General features: G+C 66.8%; 19 protein-coding genes and 1 tRNA gene. 15 read left to right on the top strand and 5 right to left on the bottom strand.

What is annotated here, in order from left to right:
- Window positions 1-209 precede the first annotated feature (209 nt).
- A complete protein-coding gene (locus RZE77_RS23715; protein WP_319439533.1) occupies window positions 210-1,853 on the top strand; it encodes a hypothetical protein in 1,644 nt (547 codons plus the stop codon).
- Complete coding sequence (locus tag RZE77_RS23710; protein WP_319439532.1) at window positions 1,850-2,242, top strand: hypothetical protein; 393 nt, start codon at window positions 1,850-1,852, stop codon at window positions 2,240-2,242. The genes RZE77_RS23715 and RZE77_RS23710 overlap by 4 nt, the downstream gene beginning before the upstream one ends.
- Here RZE77_RS23710 and RZE77_RS23705 read toward each other — a convergent pair.
- Window positions 2,193-3,740: a cryptochrome/photolyase family protein gene (locus RZE77_RS23705; protein WP_319439531.1), complete on the bottom strand. Its 1,548-nt coding sequence runs from the start codon at window positions 3,738-3,740 to the stop codon at window positions 2,193-2,195. The genes RZE77_RS23710 and RZE77_RS23705 overlap by 50 nt on opposite strands.
- On the opposite strand from RZE77_RS23705, the gene RZE77_RS23700 reads away from it, so the two are divergent.
- The 7 genes from RZE77_RS23700 (at window position 3,741) to RZE77_RS23670 (ending at window position 11,032) form a co-directional block, all read left to right on the top strand.
- A complete protein-coding gene (locus RZE77_RS23700) occupies window positions 3,741-4,340 on the top strand; it encodes a YqgE/AlgH family protein (RefSeq protein ID WP_015867381.1) in 600 nt (199 codons plus the stop codon).
- Entirely contained in the window at window positions 4,340-4,801 is a 462-nt protein-coding gene (gene ruvX, locus RZE77_RS23695; protein WP_319439530.1) for a Holliday junction resolvase RuvX, read from the top strand. Before RZE77_RS23700 ends, ruvX begins: the two co-directional genes overlap by 1 nt.
- Entirely contained in the window at window positions 4,798-5,295 is a 498-nt protein-coding gene (pyrR, locus tag RZE77_RS23690) for a bifunctional pyr operon transcriptional regulator/uracil phosphoribosyltransferase PyrR (protein ID WP_319439529.1), read from the top strand. Before ruvX ends, pyrR begins: the two co-directional genes overlap by 4 nt.
- The gene (locus RZE77_RS23685) at window positions 5,295-6,257 is read left to right on the top strand and encodes an aspartate carbamoyltransferase catalytic subunit (RefSeq protein ID WP_319439528.1); all 963 of its coding nucleotides are present in this window, start codon (window positions 5,295-5,297) and stop codon (window positions 6,255-6,257) included. Before pyrR ends, RZE77_RS23685 begins: the two co-directional genes overlap by 1 nt.
- Window positions 6,254-7,537, top strand: coding sequence for a dihydroorotase (locus RZE77_RS23680; RefSeq protein ID WP_319439527.1), 1,284 nt, complete (start codon window positions 6,254-6,256; stop codon window positions 7,535-7,537). The genes RZE77_RS23685 and RZE77_RS23680 overlap by 4 nt, the downstream gene beginning before the upstream one ends.
- A gap of 16 nt (window positions 7,538-7,553) precedes the next feature.
- Complete coding sequence (locus RZE77_RS23675; protein ID WP_319439526.1) at window positions 7,554-8,300, top strand: lysophospholipid acyltransferase family protein; 747 nt, start codon at window positions 7,554-7,556, stop codon at window positions 8,298-8,300.
- Between the two features lie 1,040 nt (window positions 8,301-9,340).
- Window positions 9,341-11,032 (top strand): patatin-like phospholipase family protein, encoded by a 1,692-nt coding sequence (locus tag RZE77_RS23670; RefSeq protein WP_319439525.1) that lies wholly within the window; start codon window positions 9,341-9,343, stop codon window positions 11,030-11,032.
- A 58-nt stretch (window positions 11,033-11,090) separates the two neighbouring features.
- On the opposite strand, the gene RZE77_RS23665 is transcribed toward RZE77_RS23670, so the two are convergent.
- The gene (locus RZE77_RS23665; RefSeq protein WP_319427718.1) at window positions 11,091-11,363 is read right to left on the bottom strand and encodes a DUF4242 domain-containing protein; all 273 of its coding nucleotides are present in this window, start codon (window positions 11,361-11,363) and stop codon (window positions 11,091-11,093) included.
- Window positions 11,364-11,494: 131 nt separating this feature from the next.
- Between RZE77_RS23665 and RZE77_RS23660 the strand changes: the two genes are divergently transcribed.
- Window positions 11,495-12,493 carry an AraC family transcriptional regulator gene (locus tag RZE77_RS23660; protein WP_319442405.1) on the top strand — a complete coding sequence of 333 codons (999 nt, stop codon included), beginning with the start codon at window positions 11,495-11,497 and terminating at the stop codon, window positions 12,491-12,493.
- On the opposite strand, the gene RZE77_RS23655 is transcribed toward RZE77_RS23660, so the two are convergent.
- Both RZE77_RS23655 and RZE77_RS23650 read right to left on the bottom strand, forming a co-directional pair.
- A tRNA-Arg gene (locus RZE77_RS23655) sits at window positions 12,453-12,527 on the bottom strand. The genes RZE77_RS23660 and RZE77_RS23655 overlap by 41 nt on opposite strands.
- A 52-nt stretch (window positions 12,528-12,579) precedes the next feature.
- The gene (locus RZE77_RS23650; protein WP_307595819.1) at window positions 12,580-12,816 is read right to left on the bottom strand and encodes a hypothetical protein; all 237 of its coding nucleotides are present in this window, start codon (window positions 12,814-12,816) and stop codon (window positions 12,580-12,582) included.
- Between the two features lie 316 nt (window positions 12,817-13,132).
- Here RZE77_RS23650 and RZE77_RS23645 point away from each other — a divergent pair, with 316 nt between their 5' ends.
- The 4 genes from RZE77_RS23645 (at window position 13,133) to RZE77_RS23630 (ending at window position 17,205) form a co-directional block, all read left to right on the top strand.
- Window positions 13,133-14,158, top strand: a complete 1,026-nt coding sequence (locus RZE77_RS23645; RefSeq protein ID WP_319439524.1) for a Bug family tripartite tricarboxylate transporter substrate binding protein — start codon at window positions 13,133-13,135, stop codon at window positions 14,156-14,158.
- Window positions 14,159-14,277: 119 nt separating this feature from the next.
- The gene (locus RZE77_RS23640; RefSeq protein ID WP_319439523.1) at window positions 14,278-14,802 is read left to right on the top strand and encodes a tripartite tricarboxylate transporter TctB family protein; all 525 of its coding nucleotides are present in this window, start codon (window positions 14,278-14,280) and stop codon (window positions 14,800-14,802) included.
- A gap of 21 nt (window positions 14,803-14,823) precedes the next feature.
- Window positions 14,824-16,353, top strand: coding sequence for a tripartite tricarboxylate transporter permease (locus RZE77_RS23635; protein WP_124960231.1), 1,530 nt, complete (start codon window positions 14,824-14,826; stop codon window positions 16,351-16,353).
- Between the two features lie 15 nt (window positions 16,354-16,368).
- Window positions 16,369-17,205: a cytidylate kinase family protein gene (locus tag RZE77_RS23630; RefSeq protein ID WP_319439522.1), complete on the top strand. Its 837-nt coding sequence runs from the start codon at window positions 16,369-16,371 to the stop codon at window positions 17,203-17,205.
- A 135-nt stretch (window positions 17,206-17,340) separates the two neighbouring features.
- Here RZE77_RS23630 and RZE77_RS23625 read toward each other — a convergent pair whose 3' ends face one another.
- The gene (locus tag RZE77_RS23625; RefSeq protein WP_015867259.1) at window positions 17,341-17,949 is read right to left on the bottom strand and encodes a Crp/Fnr family transcriptional regulator; all 609 of its coding nucleotides are present in this window, start codon (window positions 17,947-17,949) and stop codon (window positions 17,341-17,343) included.
- A gap of 156 nt (window positions 17,950-18,105) precedes the next feature.
- Here RZE77_RS23625 and oxc point away from each other — a divergent pair, with 156 nt between their 5' ends.
- Entirely contained in the window at window positions 18,106-19,935 is a 1,830-nt protein-coding gene (gene oxc / locus RZE77_RS23620; RefSeq protein WP_319439521.1) for an oxalyl-CoA decarboxylase, read from the top strand.
- Window positions 19,936-19,939 lie beyond the last annotated feature (4 nt).

Below are 19,939 nucleotides of genomic sequence, written 5' to 3'. Positions count from 1 at the left end.
CCCTGGCCTGCCGGTTTTTCCCACGGCCATGATGCGCGCCCGCGCTGCCGGGTGTCAACGCGCAAGGGGTACCTACTACAGCTCCGCCGATCGCCGCGCATCGTGCATTTGCGCGATGCGCCGTGCAAACCGCCCTCCCACACTGTTGAGAACAAAGGTTCGCTTATCAGGCGACCTTGGCATTCGACACAACCTGGAGGAAAAAGACCATGCACATTCGATTCACCAGAGCGGCCGTTCCGTCGGCCTGCGCAGGCCTTCTGCTCGCGCTGTCCGCCTGCGGCGGCGGGGGAGGTGGCGGGGGCGGCGGCGGCTTTCCGCCGTTTGGCCCGGGCGGCGGCAACCCGCCGTCGTCCCCGTCGCCGGTCACGGTGTCGGGCAAGGTGATGGTGCTCGGCCCGGTGAGCGGGGCGCTGGTCTGCGTGGACCGCAACCGCAACGGCGCCTGCGACGAGGGTGAGCCCGCGGCCGCCAGCAAGACCGGCGAGGACGGCGCCTACAGCTTCGGCTACACGCCGGCCGATGCGGCCGCGGCAGCCGAGCTTGCCGCCGCGCCGCTGCTGGCGCAGGTGGACGGCGGCAATCCCTCGCTGCCGTCGTTCTCTCAGCCCTTCACCATGAGCGCGCCGGCCGGGCACCGCGGGCAGGTCAATCCGCTGACCACGCTGCTGCAGGCGGGCGTGGCGGCGGGCCTGGCGCCCGAGCGGGCCGAGGCGCTGGTGCTGCTGCAGCTGGGCCTGCCCGAGGTTGCCCAGCTGTACGACTACCAGGCCGTGCCCGTGACCGACCCCGGCCGCCTCGAGGACAACGCCTTCACCGCCGCGCTGGTCACGGCCGATGCGCTGCACAGCGGCGTGGCCTTGCGGCTGGTCGATCCGGCCACCGTCACGCCGGTGGCCTCGGACCAGCTGGCCCGGCTGGACTTCGCGCGCGCCGACCATTACACCGCGCGGACCTATCCGACCGATGGGGTGCCCGATCCGGCCACCGGCAAGCTGAAGCTCACCGACCGGCGCGAAGGCCTGACCAATGGTGCACCCATCGCGCACGACAAGCTCTACGGCGTCTTCGTGCAACTGGGCGCCAACGGGTGGGTGCGCTGCGACGAGAACGCGGCCTTCACCAGCACCTTTGGCGCGCCGAGCCGCAGCGACTATTGCGGCGGCACCACGCGCAGCCTCGCCCACACCGTGGTCACAGACATCTCCGGCCGCAAGATGGCCGAGGTGGTGGCCGAGATGCAGGCGGCCGATGGCAACAGCATCTTCGGCGTGGTGCCGGCCACCGCTTTCGCCAACCCGGACGCCACCTTCCCGGCCGGGTCGCAGCTGCGCTACCGCCGCGGGTGGGAGCTGGCGCAGCCCTATTCGATAAATCTCGCCAGCGACCCCAGCGATGCGATGGGCTTCACCACGCTGGAAGCGTTGATCGCGGCCTTCCCGGCCTCGGGCGTCAACCTGCCGGCCGGAACGGGTACCACCAGCCTGGGGGCGCTGAACGAATTGGAGACGCGCCTGCTGCGCGTGGCCTTTACCGGTGCCGGCACGGTGCAGTACTACGCCTGCAACTTCAATTCCGAGACTCAAACGCACGACAGTTGCGCGGCCACCGAGACCGGCACGGTGGAGATCCGCACCGAGGGCGGCGCGCGCGTGCTGGCCTTCAACGGCGGCCATCCGCCGACCGACGTGGGCGTGCGCCGGCTGCGCACCTACGGCGAGTACGGCGGCCAGGTCTATGTGATGCGCGCAACCAAGTCCGACACCCAATACAACCGCACCAGCGCGCGCCGCCTCAATGGCGTGGCCTGGGAGGCCATGAAGCCCCAGCTGGGCATCGGGAGCGCGGTATGAAGCACATCCTGTGGCGTACCGCAGCCTGCGCCGGCATGCTGGCATTGGCCGCAGGGCCGGCCGCAGCCCAGGCGGCCGATGGACTGGAAGGCGACTGGACCGCGCGCATCACGCTCAAGAACGGCCGCCAGGTCGATGCCCAGTTGCAGCTGCAGGCTGCAGGCGGCACCTGGCGCACGCTGGCGCAGAACCCCAATGATCCCTGTGTCGGCATCCCGACCCCGACGCAGTGGCGGCGCGTGGAAAGCGGCGTCTACGAACTGCACTTGCAGGGCAGCAAGGCGCTCACCGGCTGCCGCGACAACCTCATCACCTTCCAGCAGCTCGACGCGGGCACGCTCAGGGGGCGCTCCGACGCCGCCGCGGAGATCGTGCTGACGCGCCGCTGAGCGGCGGCTGGTCGGCGCCGCGCACGGCGCCGTAGCGCCGCATCGTCTGCTCGCGCGCCTCGGCGTGGTCGACCACCGGCCTGGGGTAGGTCTCGCCGAGCTTGATGCCGGCGGCTTCCAGTTCCACCGGCGACGCCGTCCAGGGCGCATGGATCGCGGCATTCGACAACCCCGCGAGCTGCGGCAGGTAGCGCCGGATGAACTTGCCTTCGGGGTCGAAGCGCTCGCTCTGCGTCACCGGGTTGAAGATGCGGAACCAGGGCTGCGCGTCGCAGCCGCTGGAGCTGGCCCATTGCCAGTTGCCGTTGTTCGAAGCCAGCTCGAAGTCGTTCAGGTGCAGCGCAAAGTAGCGCTCGCCACGCCGCCAGTCGAGCCCCAGGTCCTTGCAGAGGAAGCTGGCCACCACCATGCGCAGGCGGTTGTGCATGTAGCCGCTCTGGTTGATCTGCAGCATGGCCGCATCCACCAGCGGGTAGCCCGTGCGGCCCTGGCACCAGGCGTCGAACAGCTGGTCGGCATGCTTGCCGTGGTGCCACTGGATCCTGTCGTACTCGGGCCGGAAGCTCTTCGACTCGCCGCCCGAATGCACGTGCGGAAAGTGCACCAGGATCTGGAAATAGAACTCGCGCCAGATCAGCTCGCCCAGCCAGGCGGCCGCGCCCGCGTCGCCCTGCAGGAAGAGCTGGTGCGCAACCCCCGCCAGCTGCCGGATCGAGACGGTGCCGAAGCGCAGGTGCACGCCCAGGTAGCTCGGGCCCCGCACCGCCGGAAAATTGCGCGCCGCGTCGTAGCGGTCGATGCGTTGGAAAAAGTCCTCGAACAGCGTCGCCGCACCCTGGCTGCCGGTGGGAATGTCGAGCTCGGAGAGATTGCTCCGGCCAAAGCCGATGTCCTCGAGCGAAGGCACCGGCGTGCGATAGGCCGCGGGCGGCGGCGCCAGCGCGTCGGCATGGCTGCGCACCGGGTAGGGCTTCAGGAAGAAGGAGTCCACCTTCGCGAGCCAGGCCCGCTTGTAGGGCGTGAACACCGTGTACGGCTGGCCGGTCTTGTTGAGCACCTCGTCGCGCTCGAAGACGGTGGAGTCCTTGCAGGTGTAGAAGCTCACGCCCGCGTTGGCCAGGGCGCCCAGCACCTGGGCGTCGCGCGCCAGCGCGTCGGGCTCGTCGTCCCGGTTGGCGAAGACGGCCTGCACATCCAGGCTGTGCGCCAGCGCCGGGATCTCCTCGATGGCGTGGGCGTGCCGCACGATCAGCCCGCCGCTCAGCGCCCGCAGTTCTTCCTCGAGCTCCACCAGCGATTCCCGGATGAATTCCACGCGCCGGTCGATGCGGGGCAGCGGGTCCAGGATGGCCCGGTCGAACACGAAAACGCACACCACCTGCCGGCAGGCCCGCAGCGCGTGGTAGAGCGCTGCGTTGTCGTCCACGCGCAGGTCGCGGCGAAACCACATGAGCCCTTTGGGATAGGTCTTGTCGACGGCCAGTAAAATCGGCGGCATATGGCTGCCGATTCTGCCCCGATGAACCTTACGCATCACTTCCTGATCGCGATGCCGGGGATGGAAGATAAAACTTTCAACCGCAGCGTCGTCTACCTGTGCGAACACAGCGAGCGCGGTGCGCTCGGGCTGGTGATCAACAAACCCAGCGACATCAACCTGAAGGTGCTGTTCGAGAAAATCGAACTCCACCTGTCGCGTCCCGAACTCGGCGACGCACCCGTTTTCCAGGGTGGGCCGGTGCAGACCGAGCGTGGCTTCGTGCTGCACGAGCCCGTGTTCACCCATGCCGAGAAGCCCGAGGAATCGGTCTACGCCTCGACCATGACCATTCCCGGCGGCCTTGAAATGACCACCTCCAAGGACGTGCTCGAGGCCCTGGCCACCGGCGCGGGCCCGCGCAAGGTGCTGGTTTCGCTGGGTTATTCGGCCTGGGGCGAGGGGCAGCTCGAGTCGGAACTGGCCGAGAACAGCTGGCTCACCGTGGGCGCCGATCCGGCCGTGATCTTCGACACGCCGGTCGAGCAGCGCTACGACAGGGCGCTGCTGCTGCTGGGCCTGGAAGCCTGGAAACTGTCGCCGGAAGCGGGACACGCGTGATGGCCGCTGCCATGCCAGACGTTCCCGCCCCTCCCGCCGCTCCCTCCGCCGCCCCTGTTGCCGTTGCCGTTCCTCCCCACTTCCAGAGCTTCCTGGCCTTCGACTTCGGCCTGAAGCGCACCGGCGTCGCCAGCGGAAACCGCCTGCTCGGCGCCGCGACCCCGCAGGCCACCATCAAGGCCGAGGGCGACGCCCGCTTTGCGCAGGTCGAGGCCCGCATCAAGGAATGGCAGCCCGACGCGCTGGTGGTCGGCGTACCCTGGCACCCCGATGGCGCCCCGCACGAGAACACCCGCCGCGCGCAGAAGTTCGCGCGGCAACTGCGCGGCCGTTTCAATCTCCAGGTGTTCGAGGTCGACGAGCGCTACAGCACGACCGAGGCGCTGGCCTCCGGCGCGCGCGACGCCGATGCGGCCTCGGCCTGCATCATCCTGGAGCAATTTTTGAGGAGCATCCCTTGAGTTCAATACCCGATGCCGAAGTGCTCTACACAGGCCTCCTGGCCGGCGTGAAAGCGCTGATGCGCACCGACACCAAGCTGGTGGGCATCACCTCCGGCGGCGCCTGGCTGGTCGAGCGGCTGCAGAAGGACCTGGGCCTGCCCGGCGCGCCCGGCGTCATCTCGTCGGCCATGCACCGTGACGACTTCGCGCGCCGCGGCCTCTCGGCCAGCGCGCAGACCGCGCTGCCCTTCGACGTGAACGGCGCCGACGTGCTGCTGCTGGACGATGTGCTCTACACCGGCCGCACCATCCGCGCGGTGCTCAACGAGCTGTTCGACTTCGGCCGCCCGGCCTGCGTGCGGCTCGCGGTGCTGGTGGACCGCGGCGGGCGCGAGCTGCCGGTGGCGGCGGATTTCGCGGCCGCGAAGCTCACGCTGCCCGATACGCAGCTGCTCGCACTCGCGCGCGCAGACGACGGCGCCTTCAGCCTGAAAGTCGAGGAGAACCGTTGATGCTCTACAAGCGAAACCCGCAACTCAACAAGAACGGCGAACTGATCCACCTGCTGTCGATCGAGGGCCTGCCCAAGGACATCGTCACGCACATCCTCGACACCGCCGCCAACTTCACGAGCGTGAGCGACCGCGAGGTGAAGAAGGTGCCATTGCTGCGCGGCAAGAGCGTGTTCAACCTGTTCTTCGAGAACTCGACGCGCACCCGCACCACCTTCGAGATCGCGGCCAAGCGCCTGTCGGCCGACGTCATCAACCTCGACATCGCGCGCTCCTCGGCCACCAAGGGCGAGTCGCTGCTCGACACCATCGCCAACCTGAGCGCGATGGCGGCCGACCTGTTCGTGGTGCGCCACAGCGAGTCGGGCGCTCCGTACCTGATCGCGCAGCATGTGGCGCCGCACGTGCACGTGGTGAACGCCGGCGACGGCCGCCACGCGCACCCGACGCAGGGGCTGCTCGACATGTACACGATCCGCCACTACAAGAAGGATTTTGCGAACCTCACGGTGGCGATCGTCGGCGACGTGCTGCACTCGCGTGTGGCGCGCTCCGACATCCATGCGCTCACCACGCTCGGTTGCGCCGAGGTGCGCGTGGTCGGCCCCAAGACGCTGGTGCCCGACGACATGGCCGGCATGGGCGTGCGCGTGTGCCACACGCTCGAAGAGGGCATCAGGGACTGCGACGTCATCATCATGCTGCGCCTGCAGAACGAACGCATGAGCGGCGCGCTGCTGCCCTCGTCGCAGGAGTTCTTCAAGACCTACGGGCTCACGCCCGAGAAGCTGCAGCTGGCGAAATCGGATGCCATCGTGATGCATCCGGGGCCGATCAACCGCGGCGTGGAGATCGACTCCGCCGTGGTCGACGGAAAGCAGAGCGTGATCCTTCCCCAGGTCACCTTCGGCATCGCGGTGCGCATGGCGGTAATGAGCATCGTCGCAGGTAACGAAGCATGAACATCCTTATCTCCAACGGGCGAGTGATCGACCCCGCATCGGGCATCGACAAGAAGACCGACATCGCCATTGCCGACGGCAAGATCGCCGGCATCGGCCACATGCCGGCCGGCTTCAAGGCCGAGCGCACCCTCGATGCCGCGGGCTGCGTCGTCGCGCCCGGCCTCGTCGACCTGGCCGCGCGCCTGCGCGAGCCCGGCTACGAGCACGAAGGCATGCTCGAAAGCGAAATGGCCGCGGCCATTGCGGGCGGCGTCACCAGCCTCGTGTGCCCGCCCGACACCGACCCCGTGCTCGACGAGCCCGGCCTGGTCGAGATGCTCAAGTTCCGCGCCGAGAAGCTGCAGGGCGCGCGGCTCTTTCCGCTCGGCGCGCTCACGCGCAGCCTCGCGGGCGGCGTGCTCACCGAAATGGCCGAGCTCACCGAGGCCGGCTGCATCGGCTTCAGCCAGGCCGACGTGCCATTGGCAGACACCCAGGTGCTGCAGCGCGCGCTGCTCTACGCGAGCACCTTCGGCTACACCGTGTGGCTGCGCCCGCAGGACCGCGACCTTGGCAAGGGCGTGGCGGCCAGCGGCCCGCTGGCCACGCGCCTGGGCCTCTCGGGCGTGCCGGTGTCGGCCGAAACCATCGCGATCTTCACCATCGTCGAGCTCATGAAGAGCACCGGCGCGCGCGTGCACCTGTGCCGCATCTCCAGTGCCGCGGGCGTGGCGCTGGTGCGCGCGGCCAAGGCGCAGGGCCTGCCGCTCACCTGCGACGTGAGCATCAATTCGCTGCACCTGGCCGACACCGACATCGGCTTCTTCGACAGCCGCGCGCGCCTCAATCCGCCGCTGCGCCAGCAGGGCGACCGCGACGCGCTGTCGGCCGCGCTGGCCGACGGCACCATCGATGCGCTGGTGTCCGACCACACGCCGGTCGAGGCCGATGCCAAGACGCTGCCCTTTGCCGAAGCCGAACCCGGCGCCACCGGGCTCGAACTGCTGCTGCCGCTGGCGCTGCAGTGGGGCGAGCGCAGCGGCGCGGGCATCGTGCGCGCGCTGGAAGTCGTCACTTCCGCGCCCGCGCGGCTGCTGACGGCCGCCGATGCGGGCACCGGCATCGGCCGGCTGGCCGAGGGCGGCGTGGCCGACCTGTGCGTCTTCGATCCGGCCCTCGAATGGCAGGTGCAGCCCGAAGCGCTCAAGAGCCAGGGCAAGCACACGCCGTTCTCGGGCTATCCGCTGCTGGGACGTGCGCGCCACACCCTCGTCGCGGGCCGCGTCGTGCACGGCTGAAAGGACCCGCTCCTCGATGGTTCATTCACTGAAGGCCTGCTGGCGCCTGCTGCATGCGGTGGGGCACGCGCTCGGTGGCTGGTGGACGATCCGCTTCACCTTTCCGGGCCTGTCGCAGGAAGAGCGCAACCTGCGGGTGCAGCAGTGGTCGCGGCGCCTGCTCGAGATCATGGGCATCGCGCTCCAGGTGCAGGGCAGACCGCCCGCGCAGGGGCCGGTGCTGCTCATCAGCAATCACCTCTCGTGGCTCGACATCACGGCCATCCATGCCGCCTGCCACGTGCGCTTTGTCTCGAAGGCGGGCGTGAAGCACTGGCCGCTGATCGGCACGCTGTCCACCGGCGCGGGCTCGCTCTACATCGAGCGCGAACGCCGCCGCGATGCGCTGCGCGTGGTGCACCACATGACCGAGGCGCTGCGCAACGGCGACCTGATCGGCGTCTTCCCCGAAGGCACGACGAGCGACGGGCGCGGGCTGCTGCCCTTCCATGCCAACCTGCTGCAGGCCGCCATTTCGTCGGGCGCGCCCGTGCTGCCGGCCGCGCTGCGCTTTGCCGATGCGGCCACCGGGGAAACCAGCCAGGCGCCGCGCTACATCGACGACGACAACCTGCTGACCTCGCTCTGGAACACGCTGCGCGCGCCGCCGCTCCTGGCCATCGTGCGCTTCGGCGAGCCGCAGTCCTCGCACGGGCGCGACCGCCGCGCCTGGGCCCAGGCGCTGCACGAAGACGTGCAGCAACTGCGCCGCGAGACGCACTAGCCACGCGGGGCGGCAGGCAAAAAAAGCGCTCCCGAGGGAGCGCTTAACGACGCACGGAGGCGTCGTGAGGAGGAACCGGAATTCGTCCACCCGACATTGGCCGGGCCTGCGGCGGCGGCTTGCGGGAGAAATCAATCCGTGCGCGTGGGCGGGTGCCTACAGGGCCGATCGCTGCAGGGCGCCGCCTATCCCGATCATGAGAATTGCCAAACCCGCGCCGGTCCAAAACATCGGACCATGCAGGTTCTACGCTGGAGAAAGAACCTGATGAGAATGCTGAGGAAAATCGTGGGTGGCGCCATCTCGCTTGCGGGGGCGGTGGTGCTCGTGGCGCGGCACCTGTGACGGCTGGATGGGCTGAATGAGTACTATGGTTTGTAAGTAAGCGCACAGCAACACTACTGCCCGAGGGGCCGTGCGAACCGGTCGCATTTCGGCGCCCATAATGCGCCTGCGACCCACGCCAGAGGCCGCATCGAGACCCGCGGCTGCGGTCCTTCGAGACCGAGCCAGCCACATTTTTCTGGCTTTCACGGGATGACATCATGAGCGTATTGCAGATGTTTCTACCGGCGTCCGAACCAGCACGCAGCGAGGCCCTCGAGTACATACGACGGACACACCACTTGCCGCGCCACCTCGTGAGAGGCATCGGGCGAAGAGGGCTGGGCGAATCCGGACCGGGCCCGCTGGTCGGGCCGGTGCAAAGGCAGCAGCAGCAGGCGTCGCCGCCGCCGGAATTGCATGCGGGAACCGCGAACAAGCTTCAGATCGAATAAAGGCTGTTTTTTCTGAAATCGGGTGAAGCGTTATTCAATGGAAATCCGTGGGCTTTTTGGGTGCGCAATTCATTTACCTTTGACTTTTATGTCTTTTGGCTGCCACGGGAATTGGTGGAACGCATCCAGTAGTTCGTAGTTATTTCCAATAGAACTTGAGTGAGGCCCTTCTAATTCAGCGGGATTTCACTCGTAGAAATATTTAATCCGCCGGCAGACACTCCGCTCCCCCCAATTCGGGGGGCAACCAAGGAGTGTTTCGTGGATTCGAACCAACCTGTTTTCACCATCCTCTCATTCGTGGGAGGAGGCATTCGCGGCCTTCTGTCGGCAACCATCCTCCAGCGCCTGGCCGACAAGCACGACCATGTGCTGGAGAACACGCTGATGCTGGCGGGCTGTTCCACCGGCGCCATCATCACGAGCGAATTGCTGGCCGGCAAGACGCCGGGAGATCTCATCGGGCTATTCACTTCCCCGACCGGCGAGATCAAGTTCTACAACAACATGAACGACCGGCCGGACAAGCCCGCGTATCCCATTGCAGATGTGATCGCCTCCCAGGCCGCGCTGCATGGCGATTCGCCCGTGTCGAAAGCGCCGCGCAGCGTGCTGCTGGTTTCGTTCAATGTCGGCGGCCTGGAAACCCGGGAGGACGGCCGCGTTGTTCCCAAGCCATGGGACACGCTCATGTTCACCAACATGCTCGGTACCGAGCAGGACAGGATCGACGGCCTCGAGGGGAATGCCGACACGCCGATCGCGATCGCGGCATCATCGAGCGGCGCGATGCCCGGGCAACTGGGCTCGGTGCTCGGCAACGTGGACGGCGCCTTCTTCAACCACGACCCGACGGTCGCAGCCATCTGCCTGGCGGTGCGCAACGGCGTGCCGCTCGAGAAGATCGTGGCCATCACGATTGGCACGGGCCTGATGCCCGACTGGGTCGCCAGCGACACGGCCGAATGGGGCGCGAAGCAGTGGATGGACGGCGACGGCAATCCGTTCGACAACACGCCGCCTTTCCTCATGAACCAGGCGCGGTCGTCGCCGGTGCTCGACATGTGCCTGAGCGGAACGTCCGCCGAGACGATGCCGCGCCTGGCCAAGATGCTGCTCGGCGACCGGTATGTGAACATCAATCCCCGGCTGCCCTGCTTCATTCCCGAAAACTCGACCAATGCGCAGGCGATCGAATTGCTCCAGCGCCATGGCAACGAGGTGAACATCGATGAAGCCGTCGCACTCATCGGAAAGTACTGGCACCAGATCACCGGCCCGCTGCCTCCCATCGTCCCGCCTCCGCTGGTTCCGCCGCTGGGTCCGAACAGCGCCGTGGCCGCGGCCATAGAGAAGGAGAAGGCGCGCGCTGCCGCGGCGTCCGCACCAAAAAAACCGCCGCCGTCCACGCCCGGCCATGGAGAGTTCTTCTACATCCAGCACAAGGACACAGGGAAGGTGCTCGACATACGTGGCCAGTCCGCGGCGCCGGGGACGCCGGTGATCCTGTGGGACAAGAAGCCGGTGGACGACAAGACGCGGGCAAACCAGCAGTGGGAGTTCGTTCCCGCGGCCGGGGAGCCGGGCTGGTGGTACCTGCAGACAGCCATGCCAAGCGACATGGTGCTGACCCTCGGGGATTCGGTCGGCGCCGCGCCGCAACTGGACATGCAAGCCAAGTCCGAGGCCTCCCGGGCGCGCCAGCTGTGGAGCCTGATCTCGACCGAAGACATCGGATGGTGGTTCATCCAGTGCAAGGCCCAGGTCGTCCTGAGCGAGTACAGCAACCCCGACTCCGTGGTCCCCACCGTGATCGCTGCCGCCGACGAGAGCCAGCCCTACCAGGTGGCGGTGGGCCTTCCGCTCGACTATGCGAAGGACGGCCCGATGTCCTGGGGCTTCCTTCGGCTGGACGACGCTCTGTTTGCGGCATCGCCCAGGCGCAGGGCTTGAACGGGAGCGGGCGGCAGGGAAGGGCGGCAGGTCGTCCTTGCCGCTCGCCGCGTTCGTTTCACTCGGCCGTGGCCGGATCGATCACGCCGTACACCCGGTCGATCCGGTCGGCCGGGAAGCCGCCGAGCTCCGCATGCTTGCGCACCAGCGCCTCGTTGGCCGCCTGGTAGATGCAGTAGATCCGGTCGTCGGTCACGTAGCTGTGGACCCACTGGATCTCGGGCCCCATGCTGCCCAGCACGCCGCAGGACTTCTGCGAGATGGCCTTCAGGTCCGACGGCGTGAACTTGCCGGCGCCGGGGATGTGCCGTTCGATGAGGAATTTGGGCATGGCGATACTCCTGTCTGGATAAAATCGGTCGGAGCGACCAAGATCCATGGTGCCGATGCGAAGCACCGTTGTATTGCCCGCTGCGCCGGACTTGTTGACCGAAACCCCGCCCTCGCTTGCCGGAGGTGACCATGGATGTCTTGTCGGACGTGCTGCGGACCATCCGCCTGGAGGGCGCGCTGTTCCTGAACGGGGACATGCATGCGCCCTGGTGCTTCAAGGTGCCCAAGGGCGCGCACATGGCGCAGTTGCTCAGGCCCGGCGCGCAGCGGCTGGCCATCTGCCACCTCGTGCTGCAAGGCGAATGCTGGGCCCAGGTCGACGGCGCGGAGCCGATCCGCGCGCATGCCGGCGAGGTGATCGCCGTGCCGCACGGCGACTCGCATGTGCTGGGCAGCGGCCTGCAGCATGCGGCGGTGGACGTGGCGCATGTGGTGAATCCGCGCGCGCCCGAACTGGAGCGCATCCGCTATGGCGGCAATGGCGACCGCACGGTGCTGGTGTGCAGCTGGTTCGCATACGAAGGCGATGCGCCCAACCCCCTCATGGCGAACATTCCGCGCCTGTTCACCACGTCACTGCGCAGCAGGCCGGCGGGCCTGTGGATCGAGCAGTCCGTCAACTTCGTGCTGGGCGAAGCGGCTTCGCACACGCCCGGTTCCGAGATGGTCGCCGCCAAGGTGGCGGAGGTGCTGTTCGCCGAAGTGCTGCGCGGCTACATCGAATCCATGCCCGCCAACAACCCCGGCTGGCTGGCGGGGCTGCGCGACCCCCACGTGAGCCGCTGTCTGGCGCTGATGCACGCCGAGCCCGCGCGCAACTGGACGGTCGACGCGCTGGCGCAGGAAATCCACGTCTCGCGCAGCGTGCTGGCGGACCGCTTCGCCGAACTGGTGGGCGCGCCGCCCATGCACTACCTGGCGCGCTGGCGCATGATCCTGGCCGCCGGCATGCTGCGCAAGGACCAGGGCAACCTGGCGCGCATTGCCGAAGGTGTCGGCTACGAATCGGAAGCGGCTTTCAACCGCGCATTCAAGCGCGAGTACGGGGTGTCGCCGGGGGCCTGGCGGCAGAACGGGGCGCGGGCGTTGGTGCCTTCGACAGGAATCGAACCTGTATCTGAGTCTTAGGAGGACCCCGTTCTATCCATTGAACTACGAAGACGGAGGGCGGCCCGGACTTTACCAGTTCGGCGCGCCGCCGCGCAGCGGCCGGCTCAGCGCAGGCCGATGCGCGAGGCGTGCCAGCGCAGCACGTCGGCGCGCAGCGGGTCGGAGGCCTCGATGCGGTTGGCGCGCACCTGCAGCGCGCGCATCTGCTCGACTTCCTCGATCACCTTGCCGGGGCTGAGCAAGGCCTGAACGAGCACGCTGGCCTCTTCGGCGAGCGCCTTGAGCGCGCCAGCCAAGCCACCGGATGCGCTCGTGCTGGACGATCGGTCAAGGGTAGACATACGGGAACTCCTGGGATTCGTTGATCGGGAAATAACCGCCATTTTAGGGTTTACCCGAATTCCCCCCGGATGCAAGGAAAAAAGTGCCCGCCATCGGTGCTGTTGCATGCGTTCGCGTGCGTGCCGTTTTCCCTCGATGGCGCACAGGCCAGGCCCCGCTCGCCGGCCGCTCGGCGCGGGCTAACCCCAAGACAAAATCTTGGAAAAGTTGACCATGGTCAAGCAGGCTGAGTTCTTCCTGCGCGCACCATCGCCCCTGTTCGCATCTCGGCTCAGATCCACCAAAAAAAGAGCGCACCCTTACACAGGAGACAACATGATGAAGAACTTCTTTTCGCGCACCCGCGCTTGTCGGGCCACAGTCTTCACCGCGGCCATGTTGGCGCTCGCGGCCACCACACCAGCTTCCGCATGGGAGCCCACCAAGCCGGTGGAGTTCGTGATTCCGGCGGGCACCGGCGGCGGCGCCGACCAGATGGGCCGGCTGCTGCAGGGCATCGTCATCAAGTACAAGCTGATGAAGGAGCCGCTGATCGTCGTCAACAAGTCGGGCGGCGCGGGCGCCGAGGGCTTTCTTGCGGTGAAGGAAGCCAAGGGCGATCCGCACAAGATCATCATCTCGCTGTCCAACCTGTTCACCACGCCCATGGCCACCGGCGTGCCCTTCAACTGGAAGGACATGACGCCGGTCGCGATGATGGCGCTCGACCAGTTCGTGCTGTGGACCAACGCCGAGCAGCCGTACAAGAACGCATCCGAGTTCATTGCCGCGGCCAAGGCGGCGGGCCCGAGCAAGTTCAAGATGGCCGGCACCGGCTCCAAGCAGGAAGACCAGATCATCACGGTGGCGCTGGAGAAGGCCACCGGCACCAAGTTCATCTACGTGCCGTTCAAGGGCGGCGGCGAGGTGGCGGTGCAGCTGGTGGGCGGGCACGTGCAATCGACGGTCAACAACCCGATCGAGGCGGTGGCCCAGTGGCGTGCGGGCAAGCTGCGCGCGCTGTGCGTGTTCGACGACCAGCGCATGCCGTTCAAGGCCAAGGTGACGGAGACGCAGTCGTGGAACGATGTCCCCACCTGCAAGGAAGCCGGCGTGCCCACCAAGTACACGATGCTGCGCGGCATCTTCATGCCCGCCGGCGTGACGCCCGACCAGCTCGCCTTCTACGTGGACCTGCTGACCAAGATCGCCGCCACGCCGGACTGGAAGGAATACATGGAGAAGGGTGCCTTCAACCCGACCTTCATGACCGGCGACGCGTTCACCAAGTGGCTCGGGGAAGCGGAAGCCACGCACCGCACGCTGATGACGGAAGCCGGCTTCCTGGCCAGCAGCAAGTAGCAGGCAATTACCGAGCGTCGCGCGGCGCTCCTTGCCTGATGAGACGGCCGCCCGCGGGGCGGCGGGGCGGAGCGCTGCACTTTGGGTTTCACGGCATACACACGAACGATGGGGACTCCATGGAGCACGAAGAGAATTCAGCAGACGGCCCGGTGCGCACCGGCGTAGCGACCCACGTGGTCGAGGCAGTGGTCGCACTGGTCCTGGTGGCCATCGGCCTGGTGGTGATCTACGAGAGCCAGAGGCTGGGCTCCGGCTGGACCAGCGACGGCCCCGGCGCGGGGTACTTTCCCTTCTACATCGGCGTGATCATCACGATCTCCGGCGCCGGCATCCTGTACCAGGCATTGCTGGGCAAGAACAGGAAGACCGAGGTCTTCGTCGACTCGGTGCAGCTCAAGCGCGTGCTGTCGGTGCTGCTGCCGGCCACGGTGTACGTGGCGGCGATCTCGCTGCTCGGCATCTATGTGGCGTCGGCGATCTACATCGCGCTGTTCATGGTGTTCCTGGGCAAGTACTCGTGGGTGAAGAGCGCCATTGCGGCGCTGGTCGTCAACACGGTGTTCTTCTGCATGTTCGAGGTGTGGTTCAAGGTGCCGCTGTTCAAGGGCGCACTCGATCCTCTCCGGTTTCTCGGCTACTGAATCTCACGGAGCAAATGCGAAATGGATGAAATCAGTGCCCTGATGCAGGGCTTCTCGGTAATCCTCACGCCGATGAACATCGGCCTGATGTTCGTCGGCATCATCCTGGGGGTGCTGATCGGCGTGCTCCCGGGATTGGGCGGCGCCAACGGGGTGGCGATCCTGCTGCCCCTCACGTTCACGATGTCGCCGACCTCGGCGATCATCATGCTGTCGTGCATCTACTGGGGGGCGCTGTTCGGCGGGGCCATCACCTCCATCCTGTTCAACATCCCGGGCGAGCCGTGGTCGGTGGCCACCACCTTCGACGGCTATCCGATGGCGCAGCAGGGCAATGCGGGCGCCGCGCTGACCACGGCCTTCACCTCGTCGTTCGTGGGTGCGCTGCTGGCGGTGATCATGATCACCTTCCTCGCGCCGCTGGTGGCCAAGTTCGCGCTCAAGTTCGGCTCGCCCGAATTCTTTGCGGTGTACCTGCTGACCTTCTGCAGCTTCGTGGGCATGGGCAAGGGCTCGCCGTTCAAGATCCTGGCCTCGATGGCGCTCGGCTTCGCGCTGGCCAGCGTGGGCATGGACACGGTCACGGGCCAGCTGCGGCTCACCTTCGGCCAGCCCGAGCTGATGCGCGGCTTCGACTTCCTGATTGCGGTGATCGGCCTGTTCGGCATCGGCGAGATCCTGCTGTCGATGGAAGAGGGCCTGAAGTTCTCGGGCAAGAGCGCGAAGATCGATCCCAAGGTGGTGCTGCAGACCTGGAAGCAGCTGCCGCAGTACTGGGTGACCTCGCTGCGCAGCTCGCTGATCGGCATCTGGATGGGTATCACGCCCGGCGGTGCGACACCGGCTTCGTTCATGGCCTACGGCCTGGCCAAGAAGATGTCCAAGCGCGGCTCCAAGTTCGGCACCGGCCAGATGGAAGGCGTGGTGGCCCCCGAGACCGCGGCGCACGCCGCCGGCACCAGCGCGCTGCTGCCGATGCTGGCGCTCGGCATTCCGGGTTCGCCCACCGCCGCGGTGCTGCTGGGTGGCCTGCTGATCTGGGGCCTGCAGCCCGGACCGCTGCTGTTCGTCGAGCAGAAGGACTTCGTCTGGGGCCTGATCGCCAGCATGTACCTGGGCAACATCGTGGGCCTGATCGTGGTGCTGAGCACGGTGCCGCTGTTCGCCTCGATCCTGCGCATTCCGTTCTCGATCATTGCGCCGGTGATCATCGTGATCTGCGCCATTGGCGCCTACACGGTGCACAACGCGATGCTCGACATCTGGTTCATGCTCGGCTTCGGCGTGGTGGGCTACCTGTTCAAGAAGCTCGACTTCCCGCTGGCGCCGCTGGTGTTGGCGCTGGTGCTCGGCGACAAGGCGGAAGACTCGTTCCGCCAGGCCATGCTGGTCTCGCAGGGCGACGTGATGATCATGTTCTCGAACCCGCTGGTCGGCGGCATCACCACCCTGGCGCTCGTGCTGCTGTTCTGGCCGCTGATCTCCAAGGCGCTGGCGCTCGTCAAGCCCAAGAAGCCCGACGAGTTTGCCGTCGAGCGGCCGGTGGACTGAGCGGAGAACAACAACATGCCAGTGATCGCACTCACCCAGGAGATGGGTTCCCTTGCCAAGGACGTGTCGCTTCGGCTTGCCGAAGAGCTCGGCCTCGAGGTCATGCGCCACGAGACGATCGAGCGCGTGGCCGACCGCATGCAGGTGCCGACCAGTTTCATCGGCCGCCTGCGCGACGGCAAGGCCGGCTTTGTCGAGCGGCTCACCGCCGACCGGCGCAGCCTTGCGCTCTACACGGCCGAGGAGCTCTTCGCACTGGCCGACCGCGGCAACGTGGTGCTGCGCGGCTGGGGCGCCACCTGCCTGCTGCGGCCGGTGCCGCACGTGGTGTGCGTGCGCATCACGCGCTCGATGAAGAAGCGGGTCGAATGGCTGATGGCGCACCTCGAAACCGACGATGCCGAGTTTGCCGAAGCCGAGATCCGGCGCAGCGACGACGCGCACGCCGCGCGCATGCATGCGCAGTTCGGCGTGACCTGGGGCGACCCGGTGCTCTACGACCTGGTGCTCAACACGGACCGCCTCTCGGTGGACAGCTGCGTGGCGCAGATCCGCGCGCTGGTGGAGCGCCCGGAGTTTGCCGAGACACCGGCCTCGCGCGCATTGCTGGCCAACATGGTGCTCGCGGCGCGGGTGAAGTCGGCGCTCAAGGACAACGAGGCGACCGGCGACATCCGCGTGACCGTCGAGGCCGACCAGGGCAAGGTAAAGCTGAGCGGCATCGTGCTCAATGCACAGGAGCGCGCGCTCACGCAGGAGGTGGCCTCCAAGGTCGACGGCGTGAGCGACGTCGACAACGCGCTGCGCCTGATGACCGTTCCGCGCCGCTTCGCGTCGGCCAAGCAGACCTGAGCCATCCCAAGACAATTCTTCCGAGCCCAGATTCTTTTCGTGAAACACCGAGGAACCGGCTTTGCCGGGCCTCTGGTGTTGCCCCCGGTAGGGGGTGGGTGAAGCGACACGAAGTGCGCGCAGTCTGGGGGCGAGCTAAATTTTCCCGCGTTTTCGGAGCCGGCTCAGGGTTTCCGCGGACAGATTGAGATACGACGCCAACTCCTTGCTGGGAATGCGGTCTTCCAGCTCGGGGTGCTTGCGCATGAAGCGGTGCACGCGGCCCGGTGCGTCGAGCAGGTGCAGCGTGATGGTGTGCGCCATGATCTCGCTCATGCCGCGCATCACGCAGTACTCGAACAGTTCCTTGGTCTCGGGGTGGCGGTCCAGGAACGCGATCCACTCCTTCAGCGGCAGGCTGGCCACGCGGGCCTTGGTGACGCAGACGATGCCGTAGGGCGTGGGCGTGCCCAGCCGCAGCGCCGCGTAGCTGGTTTCCATGTCGTGCGCATCGGCAAAGCGCAGGATCATTTCCTTGCCCTCGGGGTTGCTCACCACCCGCTTGAGGATGCCGTCGAGGATGAAGTACTGCTCCATCTCGCGCACGCCCTGGTGCAGCAGGAAATCGCCCTTGTTGCCGTCCACGATGACGAGATGGGTTTCCAGCTCGGCGCGCTCGCTCTCGCTCAGGTCCTTGAGAAGGATGTTCTGCCGGAGCTGCGCGCGAATGATGTTTTTCTCCGGGTGGTTTTCCAACAGCGTCATGGGTCCCGTCTTGCTCGAATGCGCAACAACAACTTCTGGTTCATCTGGCCGGTGCCGTTTTCCGGAAAGTTGACCGAGGTCAACGCCCGAAAGCATGCCCCCGAATCATAGTCCCGGCTCGGGCCTCGGCCATTCACCCAAGCAAGAAGGAGAGACATGTCTTCAGTAAGAACGGACAAAGAGGCATCCACCACCCTGGACGACGCCCTCAAGCCCAAGAACAGGGCAAACGACGGCGATGCAGTCGTGCTGGCCCTCAAGCAGCCCACGGAGGAGGCATCGCCGGCGCACGAAACGACGATCGATGGCTTCCACCTGGTCATCGATGCGCTCAAGCTGAACGACATCGACACCATCTTCGGCCTGCCGGGCATTCCCATCACCGACCTCACGCGCATGGCGCAGGCAGAGGGCCTGCGGGTCATCTCGTTCCGCCATGAGCAGCATGCGGGCAACGCCGCCGCCGCGGCCGGCTTCCTCACGCAGAAGCCCGGCATCTGCCTGACGGTGTCGGCCCCCGGCTTCCTGAACGGCCTCACGGCGCTGGCCAATGCCACCACCAACTGCTTCCCGATGATTCTCATCAGCGGCTCGAGCGAGCGCGAGATCGTCGACCTGCAGCAGGGCGACTACGAAGAGATGGACCAGCTCGCGATCGCCAAGCCGCTGTGCAAGGCCGCCTTCCGCGTGCTGCACGCCGAAGACATCGGCGTGGGCATTGCCCGGGCCATCCGCTCGGCCGTGTCGGGCCGCCCGGGCGGCGTGTACCTCGACCTGCCGGCCAAGCTGTTTGCGCAGACCATGGACGCCGAAGCCGGCCGCCGCTCGCTCATCAAGGTGATCGATCCCGCGCCGCGCCAGATTCCCGCGCCGGACGCGGTGAAGCGCGCGCTCGACCTGCTCAAGGGCGCCAAGAAGCCGCTCATCCTGCTGGGCAAGGGCGCGGCCTACGCGCAGGCCGATGCCGACATCCGCGCGCTGATCGAGAAGACCGGCATTCCCTACCTGCCGATGTCGATGGCCAAGGGCCTCCTGCCCGACACGCATGCGCAGTCGGCCGCGGCCGCGCGCTCCTACGTGCTGCAGGAAGCCGATGTGGTGATGCTGGTGGGCGCGCGCCTGAACTGGCTGCTGTCGCATGGCAAGGGCAAGACCTGGGGCCAGGAGAAGGGCGCCAAGCAGTTCATCCAGATCGACATCGCGCCGACCGAGATCGACAGCAACGTGGCCATTGCCGCGCCGGTGATCGGCGACATCGGCTCCTGCGTGGCGGCACTGCTCGCGGGCGTGGATGCCAAGTGGGCCAAGCCGCCGGCCGAGTGGACCGGCGCCATCGCCGAGCGCAAGGACAAGAACCTCTCGAAGATGGCCGTGACGCTGGCCGCACGGCCATCGCCGATGAACTTCCACAGCGCGCTCAGCGTGATCCGCGACCAGGTGAAGGCGCGGCCCGATGCCATCGTGGTGAACGAAGGCGCCAACACGCTGGACTTCGCGCGCAGCATCGTCGACATGTACGAGCCGCGCAAGCGCCTGGACGTGGGCACCTGGGGAATCATGGGCATCGGCATGGGCTTTGCCGTGGCGGCCGCGGTGGTCACCGACAAGCCGGTGATCGCCATCGAGGGCGACAGCGCCTTCGGCTTCAGCGGCATGGAGGTGGAGACCATCTGCCGCTACAACCTGCCGATCTGCATCGTCGTGTTCAACAACAACGGCGTCTACCGCGGCACCGACGTGAACGCGAGCGGCACGCCCGACGTGGCGCCCACCGTGTTCGTGAAGAACGCGCGCTACGACAAGCTGATGGAAGCTTTCGGCGGCGTGGGCGTCAATGCCACCACCGCGGATGAACTGCAGAAGGCGCTGGCCGAAGCCGTGGCTTCGCGCCGTCCGACCCTGATCAATGCCGTGATCGACGAGACCGCCGGCACCGAAAGCGGCCGCATCACCAGTCTGAACCCCAGCACGGCGAAGAAGAAGTAACCCA

Source organism: Variovorax sp. SPNA7 (assembly GCF_033807855.1).
Taxonomy (GTDB): Bacteria; Pseudomonadota; Gammaproteobacteria; order Burkholderiales; family Burkholderiaceae_C; genus Variovorax; species Variovorax beijingensis.
Note: the sequence above shows the minus strand (reverse complement) of the source record. Positions and strands in the feature narration are given on the sequence as shown.